Below are 16848 nucleotides of genomic sequence, written 5' to 3'. Positions count from 1 at the left end.
GTGTAATACCAAATTTCACAGGCCGCCCATGAAAGGTAAGCCCGCAGGCATTCCGTAAAGTTATGCCGCTCAGGCGCCGCGGCGCATTTCGGCCACGAAATCGTAATGGTCGCTGCGGCAGTAGGAATGGGTGAGTTCGACCGCTTCGCCGCTGTCCAGGTAAGCGATACGGGTAATGAAGAGCACCGCCTGGCCTTCGGCCACGTCCAGCTGGCGGGCCAGCTCGGCGGAGGCGTTCATGGCGCGGATATGCTGCAGGGCTCGGGCCGGCGCCTTGCCGTTCGCTTCCAGGAAGCGGTAAAGGGAATCGCCCACCGCATCCGGGTCCGGCACCACGTTGTAGGGCAGCACGCTGACTTCATAGGCCATGACGATATCGTCCGCCAGGCGCAGGCGCTCCAGGCGGGCTACCTTGCTGTTCGGCGACAGGCCCAGGCTCAGCTGTTCTTCGGTACCGGCGGTGACAATCGCGCGCGTCAGCCAGCGCGAGCTGGGCTGGTAGCCGCGCTGCTGCAGCTGTTCCGAGAAACTGGACAGGTTGGACAGGGGCTGCTCGATGCGCGGCGCAATATAGTTGCCGGAACCGCGACGGCGCACCACCAGGCCTTGCTCGACCAGCTGGTCGATGGCCTTGCGCGCCGTGACACGGGACACATTGAGCTGTTCGGACAGGGTGCGTTCGGACGGCAGGGCCTGATCGACCTGATAGCGCCCGGTGCGGACGTCATCGATCAATTTCCTTGCAATCTGCATGTACAGCGGCGAATTGTCGCTAATTTCGCTGCCGGGCTCCACGCTGTTCTGGCTCATTCCTGTTCTCCCATGCTGCCTAGTGTAATAGGGATGCGGAATGTGCGCTGCGCCCGGCCTGCATGAAAAGTTGCTAGGAAGGCATAACGTAGGGCTATGCGATTACCGCGAGGAACCCGTGCGGCGGCTCATATTGACGAGGGTGCGCCACAGCTGCTTGTAGCCGTGCACCACGCAATACGTCAGGCGGTAGACCAGCACGCCGTTGCGGCCGGTGCGCAGCACCATGGTGACGGCCTCGCCGATGGCGCGCAGGCGCACGGCATCGCGGAAACGGCGCGGTTTTGGATCGACCGCATCGGCGGCGTCGATTTCACCGGTGAGGTCGGTATGGCCGGTTTCCTGGCTGAACTCGGCCTGGCGCAGCACCTTGCCCTTGCTGTTCAGGCGCAACAGGCGCACCACTTCGCCATTGCCCAGCACTACCGTCGTTTCGCCCGATGGGTGGACGGCGGTATCGATCAGGGACCAGCCTTCCGGTGGGGTAAACGGCGGCGCGGACGGCGCGGCGCTGAGGCGGGAAAACAGGGAAGGCTTGGTGGCGTGCATGGCAACTCCGTTATGAATCATCTATGAGTTGATTCTAAGAAATATCTTTCAGGCTTCCGTCGGCATTTGGTAAGCACTTGTAGGGAAATTGTAGTGACCAATAGTTCAGAAAACAGAACGGGCTGGAACCGCCCGGTCCAGCCCGTTCTGCTGCAGCGTGCTTGCGGTCAGGCGCGCAGCGCGTCGCGGTACATGCCTGGCTTGACCACGCTGCCCCACAGTTTCTTGTAGCCCTTGGCGAGGCAGAAGGTCAGGCGGTAGACCATGACGGCGGTGCTGTTGGCACGCAGCACCATGGTGACGGCTTCACCGATGGCGCGCAGGCGCACGGCGCCGCGCAGCACGCGGGAGGAGATGGCCGTGGTATCGCGCGGATCGCGGAAATCGGATTTCTTGAGAACGGCGCCGCTGCTGTCCAGGCGCAGCAGGCGCATCACGCAGCCATCGCACAGCACCACGGTGGTATCACCGGAAGGATGCTGGACGGCGTCGATCATTTCCCAGCCTTCGCGTGGCTGGAAGGTGGCGAGGACGGCGTTTTCCTGTTGCTGTTGCTGGGCTGCGTTCATGGCGGTCTCTTTATGGAAGTGATTGGATGAGTGAAATTATAGGAAAAGCATTTGTCTTGTTTTGAGGCAATTGGTCTGCAATATGTCTGGGAATTGTCACCATTGCATAGGTATAAGTTATGCCTGAATAATCAGTTTTCATTGGATAGGGGACAGGACGCCCCCTTATCCTTGGTTCACAAGATAAAAACAGGAGAGAGCATGGGAATGCGACTGCGGGCGCTGGTAAGCGCCGTGCTGCTGGGCGGCGCGAGCCACGTGATGGCCATGGGGGGCGGCCCGGCCGATGCCCTGCTGGACCGCGAACTGGCGGCGGTGGTGAACGATCCGCAGCACCCGCTGAGCGGACTGTCGGTGCTGGCGATCCGGGACGGCAAGGTGAGCTACCAGCAGCAGTTCGGGCTGCGCCGAATGGCGAAACCGGAGCCGGTGACGGCCGCCACCATGTTCCGCATCGCCTCGATCTCCAAAATGATGACCACCTTCGGCCTGATGCGCCTGGTGGAAGAAGGCAAGGCGGACCTGGACGCCGACATCGGCCAGTACCTGGGCTTCCCGGTACGCAATCCCCACTTCCCGGAGCGCGTGATCACGCTGCGCCACCTGCTGACCCATACCTCTTCGCTGCGCGACGATGGCGGCTACTCCTGGGGCGCCGACACCACGCTGCAGGATGTGCTGGTGCCGGGCGGCAAGCGTTACGGCAAGGGCGAGATGTGGGCGTCGAACGCCGGCGCGGGCGACTACTTCACCTATTGCAACCTGGCCTGGGGCGTGATCGGCACGGTGATGGAGAAAGTCAGCGGCGAACGCTTCGACCTGCTGATGAAGCGCCTGCTGCTGGCCCCGCTGGGCCTGCGCGGCGGCTACAACACCTCCGGCTTCAGTGCGGACGAGGTGGCGGATACCGCCACGCTGTACCGCCGCCGCACCCAGGACACGGAAATCTGGGATACCAAAGGCCCATGGATCCCGCAGGTGGATGATTTCGGCGCCAAAGCGCCGGTACCGCCTGCGGGACTGGCCAATTATGTGATCGGCAGCAACGCCACCCTGTTCAGCCCCACGGGCGGCCTGCGCATCTCGGCGCCGGACATGGGCAAGATCATGCTAATGCTGATCAATGGCGGCCAGCACGAAGGCCGCCAGATCCTGAAGCCGGCCACGCTGAACGCCATGTTCCGCGAATACTGGCGCTACGATGGCAAAAATGGCAACACCCTGAACGGCCTGTACCACAGCTGGGGCCTGGGTACCCAGCGCTTCCCGGACGCGCCGGGCGTGGGCAACCGGCTGGTGCCGGGCGGCGGCTTCAGCGCGGTGGGCCACCTGGGCGAAGCCTATGGCCTGATTTCCACCTTCGTGGTCGATCTCGACCGGCGCAACGGCATGGTGAGCCTGATCGGCGGCTTCGGCACCGATCCGGACAGCAATCCCGGCCAGTATTCCGCCCACACCCGGGCCGAGGAGCTCATTCTGAGCGCCCTCTATAAGAGAGCCATTCTCGGCAAGACCGATTAGAGACATGACCAAAGGTTATATGCCGTAGACGACGATTCATTGGCGTCCATGACAAGCTCTCTCTTAAGCTGTTCTATCGAGTGAAACCGGTTCCGGTGGGACCCAAGCGAGGCGTAATGCAGCAAGAAGCACAGCAAGTAGTAGTGATTGGTGGCGGCGTAGTGGGACTGACTTCGGCCTGGTGGCTGCTGGAAGCCGGCTATCGCGTTACCGTGCTGGAGCGTGCGAAAACGGTCGGCAGCGCCGCCAGTTTCCGCAATGGCGGCCAGCTCAGCTACCGCTATGTGGCGCCGCTGGCCGACAGCGGCGTGCCGCTCAAGGCGCTGCAATGGATGTTCCAGGAAGACGGCCCGCTGCGCTTCAAACCGGAAGCCGACCCGCGCCAGTGGCGCTGGCTGATGCAATTCCTCGCCAACTGCAATGCGGAAGACAACCGCCGCACCACGGCCAAGCTGCTGGAACTCGGCGAGCTGAGCCGCAAGTCCATGGCCCAGCTGGAAATCAAGCTGCCGCTGGAAGAATTCGCCTGGCGCGACGCCGGCAAGCTGGTGGTCTACCGCACGAAGAAGCTGTTCGACGCGGCCGTGGCCCGTCCCGAATCCTCCAGCAAGCGCCAGGTGCTGAACGGCGCCGAAACGGCGGCCATGGAACCGGCGCTGGCCGCGCTGGCGCCTTCTCTCGCCGGCGGCATCTTCAACAGCGGTGAAGCGGTGGCCGACTGCCACGCTTTCTGCCTGGCGCTGGAGCAGCGCCTGCGCGCCCATCCCCGCTTCCAGGGCTTCGTGCATGCCGATGCCCAGGTGATCTTCGCCGAGAAAGGCCGCATCACCGCCGTACACACCGACACCGGCTGGGTGGGCGGCGACCAGTTCGTGCTGGCGGCGGGCATCCAGAGCCGCACCCTGGCCGAAACCTGCGACATCACGCTGCCGCTGTATCCGCTGAAAGGCTACAGCCTGACCGCGCCGATCCGCGCCGAACACACGGCGCCGGAAATCAGCGTGACCGACTTCGAACGCAAGACCCTGTATGCCCGCATCGGCGACAAACTGCGCGTGGCGGCCATGGTGGACATGGTGGGGGAGGACACCTCGATCGACCCGCGCCGCATTGCCGGCCTGACCCGCCTGGCACAGGAAACCATGCCGACGGCGGCCGACTACGGCCAGGCCGAACCGTGGGCCGGTTTGCGTCCCGCGACGCCGAACAGCGCGCCGATCATCGGCGCCACCCAGTATCCCAACCTGTGGCTGAACGTCGGCCACGGCCCGCTCGGCTTCACCTTCGCCTGCGGCACGGCAAGCATCCTGGCCGACCTCATGACCGGCAAAGGCGCCCCCTTCGCCCTCGACTGCCTGGCCTACCGCCATTAAATTGGGGACGGACGGGGACGCCGAGTCCCGGATTATACGATTCGTATAATTAGGGACTCGGCGTCCCCGTCCGTCCCCAACTTAATTCTCGGAATGACGGATAATGGCGGCTTTCCTGATGTCGCCTTGCCATGTCCAAGTCAAAAAATCAGCAGGGCTGCCCTTGCGGCGGCCCGGCGCTCGAGACCTGCTGCGGTCCATTTATCAGCGGCGAAAGGGTGCCCGAGACGGCCGAACAGCTGATGCGCTCACGCTACACCGCCTATGTGCAGGGCAATGAGCCCTACCTGCTCGCCACCTGGCACCGCAGCACCCGTCCCACGGACAAAATCGTGGACCGCAATGAGGCCTTGCAGTGGCTTGGACTTGAGGTAAAATCTGCTTTACGTTTACGTCAACGTAAAGTAACCGAAGGCGAGGATTTCGTGGAGTTCGTGGCCCGCTTCCGCATTGGCGGCAAGGGGCAGCGCCTGCACGAGGTAAGCCGTTTCCTGCGCGAGGCCGATGATCTCGGCGTCCAGCGCTGGTTCTACGTGGACGGACAGTTCCCAGAATAAAACCAGAGAGACACGCCCATGCCGCAGATCGATAGCAAGCTCAATCCCCGCAGTGATGATTTCAAGGCCAATGCGGCCGCCATGCAAGCCATCGTCGATGACCTGCGCGCCAAGGTCGCCAAGGTGGCCGAGGGCGGCGGCGAAGCGGCCAGCGCCAAGCATGTGGCACGCGGCAAGCTGCTGCCGCGCGACCGGGTGCAGATGCTGCTTGATCCGGGCACGCCTTTCCTCGAACTGTCCCAGCTGGCCGCTTACGGCATGTACAAGGAAGCGAACGGCAACGACGCTGCGCCATCTGCCGGCGTTATCACCGGCATTGGCCGCGTGGCCGGCCAGGAATGCGTGATCGTCTGTAACGACGCCACCGTGAAGGGCGGCACTTATTATCCGATGACGGTGAAGAAGCACCTGCGCGCGCAGGAAATCGCCGAGCAGAACAATCTCCCCTGCATTTATCTCGTGGACTCGGGCGGCGCCAACCTGCCGAACCAGGACGACGTGTTCCCGGACCGGGACCACTTCGGCCGCATCTTCTATAACCAGGCCAATATGTCGGCGCGCGGCATTCCGCAGATCGCCGTCGTGATGGGCTCCTGCACGGCCGGCGGCGCTTATGTGCCGGCCATGAGCGATGAATCCATCATCGTGAAGGAGCAGGGCACGATCTTCCTCGGCGGCCCGCCGCTGGTGAAGGCGGCCACCGGCGAGGTGGTGTCGGCCGAAGACCTGGGCGGCGGCGATGTGCATACGCGCCTGTCCGGCGTGGCGGACCACCTGGCGCAGAACGATACGCATGCGCTGTCGATGGCGCGCACCATCGTGTCCAACCTGAACCGCCGCAAGCCCCAGCAGGCGCCTGTGCGCGAAGCGGTGGAGCCGAAATACGCGCCGGAAGAGCTGTATGGCGTGATTCCGGTCGATACCCGCAAGCCTTTCGATATCCGCGAAGTCATTGCGCGCATCGTGGACGGCAGCGAGTTCGATGAATTCAAGGCACGCTACGGCACCACGCTGGTGTGCGGCTTCGCCCATATCTACGGCATGAAAGTGGGCATCATCGCCAACAACGGCATCCTGTTCTCGGAGTCCGCGCTGAAGGGCACCCACTTCATTGAGTTGTGCTGCCAGCGCAAGATCCCGCTGGTCTTCCTGCAGAACATTACCGGCTTCATGGTGGGCCGCAAGTACGAAAACGAAGGCATTGCGCGCAATGGCGCGAAGATGGTAACGGCGGTTGCTACCGCTTCCGTGCCCAAGTTCACCGTCATCATCGGCGGTTCCTTCGGCGCCGGCAACTACGGCATGTGCGGCCGCGCCTATTCGCCGCGCTTCCTGTGGATGTGGCCAAACGCGCGCATCTCCGTGATGGGTGGCGAACAGGCCGCGTCCGTGCTGGCGACCGTGAAGCGCGACGGCATTGAAGGCAAGGGCGGCCAGTGGAGCGCGGAGGAAGAAGCCGCGTTCAAGCAGCCGATCAAGGAGCAGTACGAAGAACAGGGCCACCCGTATTACGCGAGTGCGCGTTTGTGGGACGACGGCATCATCGATCCGGCAGATACGCGCATGGTGCTGGGCCTGGGCCTTTCCGCCGCCTTCAACGCAGAGATTCCGGACACGAAGTTCGGCGTCTTCCGCATGTAAGGAGCGGCCATGGATTACCAGACCCTGACCATTTCCATCGCGGACAAGCTGGCTACCGTCACGCTGAACCGCCCCGATGTGCGCAATTCCTTCAATGAGCAGACCATCAACGAAATCGCCAGCGCTTTCGATGAACTGGGCCGCAATGAGCTGGTGCGCGCGATTGTGCTGGCCGCGAACGGCCCCGCGTTCTGCGCGGGCGCGGACCTGAACTGGATGAAAAAAATGGCGGGCTACTCGTACAGCGAGAACCAGGCCGACGCCATGCAGCTGGCGCAGATGCTGCGCACCATTTACCTGTGCCCGAAACCCGTGGTGGCGAAGGTGCAGGGCGACTGCTACGCAGGCGGCATGGGCCTGGTGGCGGCCTGCGATATCGCGGTGGCGGTGCAGGAAGCGAATTTTTGCCTGAGCGAGGTGAAGCTGGGCCTGATCCCGGCCACCATTTCGCCGTATGTGATCAAGGCCATGGGCGAGAATGCGGCGCGTCGCTATTTCCTCACTGCCGAACGATTCAGCGCAGCCGAAGCGCACCGCGTCGGCTTCGTGCATGAAGTGGCGGCTGCCGATGCCCTCGATGCGAAAGTCGCCGAGATCGTGAAATCACTGCTGGGGAACAGCCCCAATGCGGTGAAAGAAGCGAAGGCGCTGGTGCGCGATGTGGTGGACCGCCCGGTCATCGATGAACTGCTGGCCGATACGGCACAGCGCATTGCCAATATCCGCGCTTCGGAGCAAGGACGCGAAGGCGTACAGTCCTTCCTTGAGAAGCGCAAGCCGAACTGGCTGAACTGACGGAGTAGTTTTGCAGGATTCGAATCACAATACCGACTGGGTCGCACGCAGCCTGCGCAGCGTGTGGCACCCGTGCACCCAGATGCAGCACCACGAAACGGTGCCGCTGATCCCTGTCAGCCATGGCCGCGGCGCCTGGCTGTACGACCACGATGGCAAGCGCTATCTCGACGCCATCAGCTCGTGGTGGGTGAACCTGTTCGGCCATGCGAATCCGCGCATCAACGCTGCCCTGAAGGACCAGCTGGATACACTGGAACACGCGATGCTGGCGGGCTTTACGCATACGCCGGTGATCGAGTTGTCCGAACGCCTGTCGGCGCTGACGCAGCACCAGCTGGGCCACGCCTTCTATGCTTCGGACGGCGCTTCTGCCGTTGAAATCGCGCTCAAGATGAGCTTCCATGCATGGCGCAACAGTGGCCGCAGCGAGAAGCAGGAATTCGTCTGCCTGCAGGGCAGCTACCACGGCGAGACAATCGGCGCGCTGGCCGTGACCGATGTGGCGCTGTTCAAGGACGCCTACGGCCCGCTGCTGCGCACCTCGCGCATCGTGATGTCGCCGGATGCGCGCCAGGCCGCCCCGGGCGAAAGTGCGGAAGACGTGGCGCGCCGTGCGGCGGCCGATGTGCAGCGCCTGTTCGAGGACCGCGCCGGCCAGATTGCCGCCATCATTATCGAGCCGCTGGTACAGTGTGCCACCGGCATGGCGATGCACGACCCGCTCTACCTGAAGCTGGTACGCGAGCTGTGCGACCGACACTCTGTACATATGATCCTGGACGAGATTGCGGTCGGCTGCGGGCGCACCGGCACTTTCTTCGCCAGTGAGCAGGCCGGCATCTGGCCCGACTTCGTCTGCCTCTCCAAGGGCATCAGCGGCGGCTATCTGCCTCTGTCGCTGGTGCTGACGCGCGAGGAGATCTACCAGGCTTTCTATAGCACGGACGTGCGGCGCGGCTTCCTGCATTCGCATTCGTACACCGGCAACCCGCTGGCCTGCCGCGCAGCGCTGGCCACGCTCGATATTTTCGCGCAGGACAATGTGCTTGCAGCGAACCGCGAACGCGCCGCGAAGCTGACGGCCGCGCTGCAGCCGCTGGCGGAACACGCACGCATCACGAACGCCCGCCAGCGCGGCATGATCTGGGCTTTCGACGCAGTGGATGTGGACAGCACCTTCTCGCGCCGCTTCTTCGCGAACGCCACGCAGAACGAACTGCTGCTGCGCCCCATCGGCAACACACTGTACCTGATGCCGCCCTATATCCTCGACGACGAAGAGATTGCAGGCCTCGCGGCCCGTACCCTCGCCGTGTTCGAGCAGACAATCAAGGGGGCATGATGGAGCTGCTGAACCGACTGGAACAACAGCTGGACGGCCTGCGCGAGAAAAGCCTGATCCGCCGCCGCCGCAACGTGGAAACGCCGTGCGCGCCACGCGTGAAAGTGAACGGCCGCGAGCTGCTGGCCTTCTGCAGCAATGACTATCTCGGCCTGGCGGCCCATCCGCGCATCGCCGCCGCCATGCACGAAGGCGTGGAGCTGTACGGCACCGGCAGCGGCGCATCGCACCTGATCAGCGGCCATAGCCGCGCCCACGCGCAGCTCGAAGAACGGCTTGCCGAATTCGTCGGCCCGAATCTCATCGATCCGCGCGCACTGTACTTCTGCACCGGCTATATGGCGAACCTCGCCGTGCTCACCGGCCTAGCGGTAGCGGACAAGAACACCGAAATCTTCAGCGAGGCCCTGAACCACGCCTCCCTGATCGACGGCGGCCGCCTGGCGCGTACCACGCTCAAGGTTTATCCGCATGCCGATGCCGCCGCGCTGGACGCCATGCTGGAGGCCAGCACCGCCACCAACAAGATCGTCGTCACCGACAGCGTTTTCAGCATGGACGGCGACCTCGCGCCGCTGCCTGCCCTGCTGGCGCTGTGCGAGCGCCACGGCGCCTGGCTGGTGGTCGATGACGCGCATGGTTTCGGCACGCTGGGCCGGAACGGCCGCGGCGCACTGGAGCACTTTGCGCTGAAATCGCCTTACCTCGTCTACGTTGGCACGCTGGGCAAGGCGGCGGGCGTGGGCGGCGCCTTCGTTGCGGCGCACAGTACCGTCATTGAAACGCTGATCCAGCGCGCACGCCCTTACATCTTCACCACCGCAGCCCCGCCCGCACTGGCGCACGCCCTGCTGACCAGCCTCGATATCATCAGCGGCGATGAAGGCCATGAGCGCCGGGCGCATCTCAACGCTTTGGTGGCACAATGGCAGGATGGCCTGCGCCTGAAACGCTGGCAGCGCCTGCCTTCGTCCACTGCGATCCAGCCGGTGGTGATCGGCGAGAACGAGGAAACAATGAAAATGGCAGCGGCGCTGTACGAACAGGGCATCTGGGTGGGCGGCATCCGCCCGCCAACCGTCCCTGCCGGCACCGCGCGGCTGCGCGCCACGCTGTCCGCCAGCCATACGGCGCAGGACGTGGCGCAACTGATCAACGCATTGAACGAACTGGAAAGGAGCTGCCATGGCGCTTGAAGATCCGGTTACTCCCGTGCTTGAAACGCAAACACAGGCTGTGGCGGCAGGCATGCCGCCGCACTTCGCCTGTTTCGTTACCGGCACCGACACCGAAATCGGCAAAACCATGATTTCGTCGGCCATGCTGCACGCGCTGACCTGCCAGGGCGTGCGCGCCTGCGGCATGAAGCCCGTGGCCGCCGGCGCCGTCATACGCGACGGCCGCCTGCATAACGACGATGCCGACCAGCTGGCGGAAGCAGGCAACGTAACCATGCTGCCTTCGCTGACCACGCCCTTCATGCTGAAGGAGCCTGCCGCGCCCCACATCGCCGCGGCAATGGAAGGCATCACCATTGACCCGGTGCCTATCCTGGCTGCCTACCTTGAGATCGCCGCCGCTTCCGACGCGACGGTGGTGGAAGGCGTGGGCGGTTTCCGCGTGCCGCTGAACGACCAGTACGACACGGCCGACCTCGCGCAGCAGCTGGACCTGCCGGTAGTGCTGGTGGTGGGCCTGCGCCTCGGCTGCATCAACCATGCGCTGCTGACGGTGGAAGCGATCCAGTCGCGCGGGCTCAAGCTGGTTGGCTGGGTGGCCAATGCGCTGGAACTGGAAATGAATTTCGCGGACGAGAATATCGCGGCGCTGGCCGCGCGCATTCCCGCACCGCTGCTCGGCCGCGTGCCGCGCCTGGCGCACGCCACGCCGGCAGCCGCTGCCGAGCACCTGGACTTTACGCACCTGCCGAACTGGCCGGCGCGCCGCAACACACTTTGAACGAGTAAGGAAAATTATGCCGCAAGCCCTGCAAGAACCAAAAACCGTTGCCCTGCACCGCCCCGGCGCACCGATCAAGCTGCCCGAGGCAGCCACCTGGCCGCGCGAGGAAGTGCTGGCGCTGTTCGAGTTGCCGTTCAATGAACTGATGTTCCGCGCCCAGCAAACCCACCGCGCCAATTTCCCTGACGGCGACGTGGAGCTGGCAACCCTGCTGTCGATCAAGACCGGCGGCTGCGAAGAGGACTGCGGCTACTGCCCTCAGGCCGCGCGCTACGACACCGGCGTGGAAGCGAAGAAGATCCTCGGCCTCGACACCGTGCTGGAAGCAGCGCGCCAGGCCAAGGACAACGGCGCCACCCGCTTCTGCATGGGCGCCGCATGGCGCAGCCCGAAAGACCGCGACATGGACAAGGTTGAGGAGATGGTGCGCGAAGTGAAGGCTCTCGGCCTCGAAACCTGCGCCACGCTCGGCATGCTGGAAGAACAGCAGGCGGAACGCCTGAAAGCCGCTGGCCTGGACTACTACAACCACAACCTGGACACCGCGCCCGAGTTCTACGACAACGTGATCTCCACCCGCGAATACCAGGACCGCCTCGACACGCTGGGCCACGTGCGCAACGCGGGCCTGAAAGTCTGCTGCGGCGGCATCGTGGGCATGGGCGAATCGCGCGACCAGCGCGCCGGCCTGATCGCCCAGCTGGCGAACCTGAACCCGTACCCGGAATCGGTGCCGATCAACCACCTGGTGCAGGTGGAAGGCACGCCGCTGTATGGCATGGACCGCCTCGATCCGCTGGAGTTCGTGCGCACCATCGCCGTTGCCCGCATCACGATGCCGAAGGCGCGCGTGCGCCTGTCCGCAGGGCGCCGCGAGCTGGGCGAAGCGGTACAGGCGATGTGCTTCATGGCCGGCGCCAACTCGATCTTCTACGGCGACAAGCTGCTGACCACCGATAACCCGGAAGCCAACGATGACCGCGCGCTGCTGGAAAAGCTGGGCCTGAAGACCCGCGGCACCGTGCTGGAATCCGTGCAGAAGGAAGCCTGCGGCTGCTAAGCCGCCATCTATAAAAAACAGCCGCTGAGCTGAATAGAGAGAGACCATGTTCAAGAAAATCCTGATCGCCAACCGTGGTGAAATCGCCTGCCGCGTTGCCGCTACTGCGCGCCGCATGGGCATCAAGACCGTTGCCGTGTATTCGGAGGCCGATGCCAATGCGAAGCACGTTGCCGTGTGCGACGAGGCCGTGCTGCTCGGACCAGCGCCAGCGAAGGAAAGCTATCTGTGCGGCGACAAGATCATTGCGATCGCCCTCGCCACCGGCGCCGAAGCGATCCATCCGGGCTATGGCTTCCTGTCCGAGAACGCGGAGTTCGCGGACGCGTGCGAGGCGGCTGGACTGGTCTTTATCGGCCCGCCGGCATCGGCCATGCGCGCCATGGGCTCCAAGTCGGCGGCCAAGTCGCTGATGGAGAAGGCCAATGTGCCGCTGGTGCCGGGCTACCACGGAGACCAGCAGGATGCCGATTTCCTGCAGAAAGAAGCGGACCGCATCGGCTATCCCGTACTGCTCAAGGCCTCGGCCGGCGGCGGCGGCAAGGGCATGCGCGTGGTGGAGAACAGCGCAGCCTTCAAGGATGCGCTGGCCTCCTGCAAGCGCGAGGCGATCAGCTCCTTCGGCGACGACAAGGTGCTGGCCGAGAAGTACCTGCAGCGCCCGCGCCATATCGAGATCCAGGTATTCGCCGACACGCACGGCAACTGCATCTATCTGTTTGAACGCGACTGCTCGGTGCAGCGCCGCCACCAGAAAGTGCTGGAAGAAGCGCCGGCGCCGGGCATGAGCGGCGAGCGCCGCGCGGCGATGGGCGACGCGGCCGTTGCGGCAGCACGCGCCGTGGGCTACGTTGGGGCGGGTACGGTGGAATTCATCGCCAACCAGGACGGCAGCTTCTACTTCATGGAGATGAATACCCGCCTGCAGGTGGAGCACCCCGTTACCGAAATGATCACCGGCACCGACCTCGTTGAGTGGCAGCTGCGCATTGCTGCCGGCGAGACGCTGCCGCAACGCCAGGACGAGCTGCGCATCCACGGCCATGCCATCGAAGCGCGCGTGTATGCCGAAAACCCCGAGAAGGGCTTCCTGCCGTCGATCGGCACGCTGCGCCATCTGGCGACGCCCGAAGCCGTGAGCTTCGAACTCGGCGGCGTGCCGGGCCATCCAGCCGGTGTGCGGGTGGATTCCGGCGTGCGCGAAGGCGACGCCATTTCGCCGTATTACGACCCGATGATCGCGAAGCTGATCGTGTGGGGTGCGGACCGCAAACAGGCGCTGGCGCGCATGGCGCAGGCCCTGTCCCAGTACCAGATCGTTGGCCTGGCGTCGAACATCGCTTTCCTCAAGCGCCTGGTGGAAGGCGATGCCTTCGCCAATGCAGACCTGGATACGGGCCTGATCGAACGCAACCAGGAAGCGCTGTTCCCGCCCCCGCGTGCGGTGCCCGTTGCAGCGCTGGCCCTGGCCGCCGTGTCGCTGATCGAAGGCGAAAAGGCCTCGTCGGCAGCGCAGTCGGCGAATGCGTCGGATCCATGGGGCAACGCCCTCGGCTGGCGCATGAATACGCGCTTTGCCCGCGCACTGGCCTTCAGCGACGAACACGGCAAGGATTACGCACCGCGCATCACCTACCTGCCGCACGGCTGGCAGATCGATGTGAACGGCATGGATACCGATGTGTCGCTGCTGTCGCAGAACGGCGCTGAACTGAGCATCAAGCTGGGGGAAACATCGGTACATGGCGCCGTACGCCGCGACGGCGAGCTGCTGCATGTGTTCACGGGCGGGCGGCACTATCCGCTGCATTACAAGGATCCGATGGCGCATGCCGGCGAGTCCGAAGCGGAAGGCGGCCGCCTGACGGCGCCGATGCCGGGCAAGGTGGTGGCCGTGCTGGCGTCCAGAGGGCAGGAGGTGAAGAAGGGCGCGCCGCTGGTGATCATGGAGGCGATGAAGATGGAGCACACCATCGCTGCGCCGCATGACGGCGTGGTGGAAGACATCCTGTACGCCGTGGGCGACCAAGTGAGCGACGGTGCGCCGCTGCTGGCCTTCCAGGCTGCGGCATAAGAGGCCGCCATGCGTATCCTGCTGTACCGGGGCGACGGCGATACGGCGCCGTGGGCCGAAGAGTTCGCGCGCCACCTGCCGGAAGCTGAAACGGTAGCCTGGCAGGAGGGCGCGTCGCGCGCTCCCTGCGACTACGCCGTCACCTGGGGCGCGCCCGAGCCGGCGCTGCGCGAGCTGGCCGAGGTGAAAGCGATCTTTCTTGGCGGCGCGGGCGCCGACGCCATCCTGAAGCACGAAGACGCGATTCCACGCCATGTTCCCATCGTGCGCCTTGGCGACGCCGGCATGGGCATCCAGATGGCCGAGTATGTGCTGCATGCCGTGCTGCGCTACTACCGCCGCTTCGACGAGTATGAGGCGCTGGCGCGGGCCGGCGAATGGAAGCCGCTGCCGCAATACCGCCGCGAAGAGTTTTCGGTCGGCGTGCTGGGCGCAGGTGTGCTGGGCATGCATGTGCTGGAAGCGCTGAAGCCTTTCGGTTTTCCGCTGCATGCATGGAGCCGCAGCGTAAAGAAGATCGAGGGTGTGCAGGCGCACGCCGGCGAAGCAGGACTGGACACCATCCTGCGCGCCAGCCGCGTCGTGGTCTGCATGCTGCCGCTGACGGCGGAGACGGCCAACCTGCTGAACCGCACCAACCTTGCAAAGCTGCCGCAGGGCGCATACCTGGTCAATGTGGCGCGCGGCGCGCAGGTTTCGGAACCGGACCTGCTGGCCATGGTCAAGGCCGGCCATATCGCAGGCGCCACGCTGGACGTGTTCCGTAACGAACCGCTTCCGGTGCAGCATCCGTTCTGGCAGGAGCCGCGCATTACGATCACGCCGCACATCTCCGCGCTCACGCAGCGCACCGAGAGCGTGCAGCAGATCGCGAACAAGATCCGCCAGCTGGAAAAGGGCGAGGCTATCGCCGATGTTATCAACCGCGAACTGGGGTACTGAGATGAAGCTGCCGCATAAAGTAAAAATTGTCGAAGTCGGCCCGCGCGACGGCCTGCAGAACGAGAAGGAAGATGTTCCTGCACAGGTGAAGATCGAGCTGGTGAACCGCCTCACCGCAGCCGGTTTTTCGAACATCGAATCGGCCTCCTTCGTGTCGCCGAAGTGGGTGCCGCAGATGGCGACCAGCAAGGAAGTCATGGCGGGCATCACACGCAAGCCGGGCGTGATCTATTCCGCGCTGACGCCGAATATGCAGGGCTTCGAGGCGGCGATGGAGGCGGGCGCCGATGAGGTGGTGATTTTCGGCGCCGCTTCGGAAGCCTTTTCTCAGCGGAATATCAACTGCTCGATCGCCGAATCCATCGAACGTTTCCGCCCGGTGGCGGAGGCGGCGAAGCAGCGCGGCGTGCGCCTGCGCGCCAGCGTGAGCACGGCCTTTGGCTGTCCGTACCAGGGCGAAGTGCCGCTGGATGCAGTGGGCGACGTGGTTGCGCGCATGCGCGACCTGGGCTGCGACGAGATCGATATCGCCGACACCATCGGCGTCTCCACTCCGCGCAAGACGCAGGCGGTGATGGAGCGCGCCATCCGCGAATTCCGCATCGATGGCCTGTCCGGCCACTTCCACGACACCTACGGCCAGGCATTGGCGAACATTTACGCCAGCATGGAAGTGGGCATCGCCATCTTCCACTCTTCGGTATCCGGCCTTGGCGGCTGCCCTTATGCGAAAGGCGCCACGGGCAATGTGGCCACGGAGGATGTGCTGTACATGATGAATGGCCTGGGCATCGAAACCGGCATCGACCTGGATGTGGTGGTCGATGCCGGCCATTTCATTTCTCAGTTCCTCGGCCGAAAGGGCGCCAGCCGCGCTGGTAACGCCATCCTGGCGAAACGCACCGCCTAACCAGAACCAGCAGCCCGAGGCCGATGGCCAGCATGGCCGCCCCATTCGGCTCAGGAATAGCACTAGTGATCGAGAAGTTATCCAGCTTGCGCAGAGGTCCGCCGATGCGAAACGCATGCACCTCGAAGCTGGTCGCTGGCGCCCTTGCCAGGAGACCGGTAAAGCGGAACTCATTCCAGCCGGCGCCATTGCTCTGCACGAGTTCCGGTGTCACAAGCTGCCCCTGCCAGAACACTGCCAGCCGACTGGCGCTGGCATCGCTCCAGAAGCGCAAATCGTAAGAGCGGCCTGGCGTGGTCGCGACCGTCTGCCCGATAAAAGTGCCTTGCCCTGGCGACAGCGGACAAAGCTCCACGCAGCCGATGTAGGCCAGGCCGGCATCCTCGTGCCCCGGCAAGCCGCTGACCAACAGGCCCGAACGGCTGGTCTGCCAGCCATAAGAGCCGGCCATGAAGCCTGGATTCACCACAAGATTGTCCGCAGCCTGCGCCGGACCGGCTAGCGCCAGTACCAATAAGGAAAAAGTGATGCGCATATCGCCTCCCAAGTAGTGTACGAGAGGAAATTATTCTTGTCCTATGGAATTGATATTCTGATGCGCATCAGGTAAAACGAAAAACGCCCCAGAACACGAGTTCCTGAGGCGTTTTTTTAAATTTTGGTCGGAGTACAAGGATTCGAACCTTGGACCCTCTGGTCCCAAACCAGATGCGCTACCGGGCTGCGCTACACTCCGAAGA

Annotated in this window: 16 protein-coding genes and 1 tRNA gene; 12 read left to right on the top strand and 5 right to left on the bottom strand. The window is 64.0% G+C overall.

The features are described from left to right. Positions 1 to 69: 69 nt before the first annotated feature. From ACJRPG_RS12410 to ACJRPG_RS12400, 3 genes are all read right to left on the bottom strand, one after another. Positions 70 to 810 carry a GntR family transcriptional regulator gene (locus ACJRPG_RS12410; protein ID WP_408000392.1) on the bottom strand — a complete coding sequence of 247 codons (741 nt, stop codon included), beginning with the start codon at positions 808 to 810 and terminating at the stop codon, positions 70 to 72. A 102-nt stretch (positions 811 to 912) separates the two neighbouring features. After that, positions 913 to 1359 carry a hypothetical protein gene (locus ACJRPG_RS12405; RefSeq protein ID WP_408000391.1) on the bottom strand — a complete coding sequence of 149 codons (447 nt, stop codon included), beginning with the start codon at positions 1357 to 1359 and terminating at the stop codon, positions 913 to 915. A 167-nt stretch (positions 1360 to 1526) separates the two neighbouring features. After that, positions 1527 to 1928, bottom strand: a complete 402-nt coding sequence (locus ACJRPG_RS12400; protein ID WP_408000390.1) for a hypothetical protein — start codon at positions 1926 to 1928, stop codon at positions 1527 to 1529. Between the two features lie 201 nt (positions 1929 to 2129). On the opposite strand from ACJRPG_RS12400, the gene ACJRPG_RS12395 reads away from it, so the two are divergent. From ACJRPG_RS12395 to ACJRPG_RS12340, 12 genes are all read left to right on the top strand, one after another. Beyond that, a complete protein-coding gene (locus ACJRPG_RS12395; RefSeq protein WP_408000389.1) occupies positions 2130 to 3449 on the top strand; it encodes a serine hydrolase domain-containing protein in 1320 nt (439 codons plus the stop codon). 116 nt (positions 3450 to 3565) lie between these two features. Beyond that, positions 3566 to 4822, top strand: a complete 1257-nt coding sequence (locus tag ACJRPG_RS12390) for a D-amino acid dehydrogenase (protein WP_408000388.1) — start codon at positions 3566 to 3568, stop codon at positions 4820 to 4822. 131 nt (positions 4823 to 4953) lie between these two features. After that, positions 4954 to 5379: a YchJ family protein gene (locus ACJRPG_RS12385; RefSeq protein ID WP_408000387.1), complete on the top strand. Its 426-nt coding sequence runs from the start codon at positions 4954 to 4956 to the stop codon at positions 5377 to 5379. Positions 5380 to 5397: 18 nt separating this feature from the next. Continuing rightward, entirely contained in the window at positions 5398 to 7020 is a 1623-nt protein-coding gene (locus ACJRPG_RS12380) for a carboxyl transferase domain-containing protein (protein WP_408000386.1), read from the top strand. Positions 7021 to 7029: 9 nt separating this feature from the next. After that, positions 7030 to 7815, top strand: a complete 786-nt coding sequence (locus ACJRPG_RS12375; protein WP_408000385.1) for an enoyl-CoA hydratase/isomerase family protein — start codon at positions 7030 to 7032, stop codon at positions 7813 to 7815. A gap of 10 nt (positions 7816 to 7825) precedes the next feature. Then, the gene (gene bioA, locus ACJRPG_RS12370; protein WP_408000384.1) at positions 7826 to 9160 is read left to right on the top strand and encodes an adenosylmethionine--8-amino-7-oxononanoate transaminase; all 1335 of its coding nucleotides are present in this window, start codon (positions 7826 to 7828) and stop codon (positions 9158 to 9160) included. Further along, positions 9160 to 10356 (top strand): 8-amino-7-oxononanoate synthase, encoded by a 1197-nt coding sequence (gene bioF, locus ACJRPG_RS12365; RefSeq protein ID WP_408000506.1) that lies wholly within the window; start codon positions 9160 to 9162, stop codon positions 10354 to 10356. Before bioA ends, bioF begins: the two co-directional genes overlap by 1 nt. Beyond that, entirely contained in the window at positions 10346 to 11119 is a 774-nt protein-coding gene (bioD, locus tag ACJRPG_RS12360; RefSeq protein WP_408000383.1) for a dethiobiotin synthase, read from the top strand. Before bioF ends, bioD begins: the two co-directional genes overlap by 11 nt. A gap of 16 nt (positions 11120 to 11135) precedes the next feature. Continuing rightward, positions 11136 to 12182: a biotin synthase BioB gene (bioB, locus tag ACJRPG_RS12355; RefSeq protein ID WP_408000382.1), complete on the top strand. Its 1047-nt coding sequence runs from the start codon at positions 11136 to 11138 to the stop codon at positions 12180 to 12182. A 46-nt stretch (positions 12183 to 12228) separates the two neighbouring features. Then, on the top strand, positions 12229 to 14256 hold the full coding sequence (locus ACJRPG_RS12350; RefSeq protein WP_408000381.1) for an acetyl/propionyl/methylcrotonyl-CoA carboxylase subunit alpha: 2028 nt from the start codon (positions 12229 to 12231) through the stop codon (positions 14254 to 14256). A gap of 9 nt (positions 14257 to 14265) precedes the next feature. Beyond that, positions 14266 to 15198, top strand: a complete 933-nt coding sequence (locus ACJRPG_RS12345) for a 2-hydroxyacid dehydrogenase (protein ID WP_408000380.1) — start codon at positions 14266 to 14268, stop codon at positions 15196 to 15198. Position 15199: 1 nt separating this feature from the next. Then, positions 15200 to 16108, top strand: coding sequence for a hydroxymethylglutaryl-CoA lyase (locus ACJRPG_RS12340; protein WP_408000379.1), 909 nt, complete (start codon positions 15200 to 15202; stop codon positions 16106 to 16108). Here ACJRPG_RS12340 and ACJRPG_RS12335 read toward each other — a convergent pair. Together ACJRPG_RS12335 and ACJRPG_RS12330 are read right to left on the bottom strand one after the other, a co-directional pair. Next, entirely contained in the window at positions 16035 to 16643 is a 609-nt protein-coding gene (locus ACJRPG_RS12335; protein WP_408000378.1) for a PEP-CTERM sorting domain-containing protein, read from the bottom strand. The genes ACJRPG_RS12340 and ACJRPG_RS12335 overlap by 74 nt on opposite strands. A 124-nt stretch (positions 16644 to 16767) precedes the next feature. Beyond that, positions 16768 to 16844 (bottom strand) — tRNA-Pro (locus ACJRPG_RS12330). Between the last annotated feature and the right edge of the window lie 4 nt (positions 16845 to 16848).

It is taken from the genome of Pseudoduganella rhizocola (genome assembly GCF_045984285.3).
GTDB lineage: Bacteria > Pseudomonadota > Gammaproteobacteria > Burkholderiales > Burkholderiaceae_D > Rugamonas.
The sequence above is the reverse complement of the archived record's forward strand: the minus strand, read 5'-3'. Positions and strand labels throughout refer to the sequence as shown.

Bases quoted from the DNA above. Each gene is read 5' to 3' on its own strand.
- ACJRPG_RS12410 (WP_408000392.1), bottom strand. From the start codon at position 810: ATGAGCCAGAACAGCGTGGAGCCCGGCAGCGAAATTAGCGACAATTCG.
- bioF (WP_408000506.1), top strand. From the start codon at position 9,160: ATGGAGCTGCTGAACCGACTGGAACAACAGCTGGACGGCCTGCGCGAG.
- ACJRPG_RS12380 (WP_408000386.1), top strand. From the start codon at position 5,398: ATGCCGCAGATCGATAGCAAGCTCAATCCCCGCAGTGATGATTTCAAG.
- ACJRPG_RS12400 (WP_408000390.1), bottom strand. From the start codon at position 1,928: ATGAACGCAGCCCAGCAACAGCAACAGGAAAACGCCGTCCTCGCCACC.
- bioB (WP_408000382.1), top strand. From the start codon at position 11,136: ATGCCGCAAGCCCTGCAAGAACCAAAAACCGTTGCCCTGCACCGCCCC.
- ACJRPG_RS12385 (WP_408000387.1), top strand. From the start codon at position 4,954: ATGTCCAAGTCAAAAAATCAGCAGGGCTGCCCTTGCGGCGGCCCGGCG.
- ACJRPG_RS12345 (WP_408000380.1), top strand. From the start codon at position 14,266: ATGCGTATCCTGCTGTACCGGGGCGACGGCGATACGGCGCCGTGGGCC.
- ACJRPG_RS12340 (WP_408000379.1), top strand. From the start codon at position 15,200: ATGAAGCTGCCGCATAAAGTAAAAATTGTCGAAGTCGGCCCGCGCGAC.
- ACJRPG_RS12335 (WP_408000378.1), bottom strand. From the start codon at position 16,643: ATGCGCATCACTTTTTCCTTATTGGTACTGGCGCTAGCCGGTCCGGCG.
- bioD (WP_408000383.1), top strand. From the start codon at position 10,346: ATGGCGCTTGAAGATCCGGTTACTCCCGTGCTTGAAACGCAAACACAG.
- ACJRPG_RS12375 (WP_408000385.1), top strand. From the start codon at position 7,030: ATGGATTACCAGACCCTGACCATTTCCATCGCGGACAAGCTGGCTACC.
- ACJRPG_RS12405 (WP_408000391.1), bottom strand. From the start codon at position 1,359: ATGCACGCCACCAAGCCTTCCCTGTTTTCCCGCCTCAGCGCCGCGCCG.
- ACJRPG_RS12395 (WP_408000389.1), top strand. From the start codon at position 2,130: ATGGGAATGCGACTGCGGGCGCTGGTAAGCGCCGTGCTGCTGGGCGGC.
- ACJRPG_RS12350 (WP_408000381.1), top strand. From the start codon at position 12,229: ATGTTCAAGAAAATCCTGATCGCCAACCGTGGTGAAATCGCCTGCCGC.
- ACJRPG_RS12390 (WP_408000388.1), top strand. From the start codon at position 3,566: ATGCAGCAAGAAGCACAGCAAGTAGTAGTGATTGGTGGCGGCGTAGTG.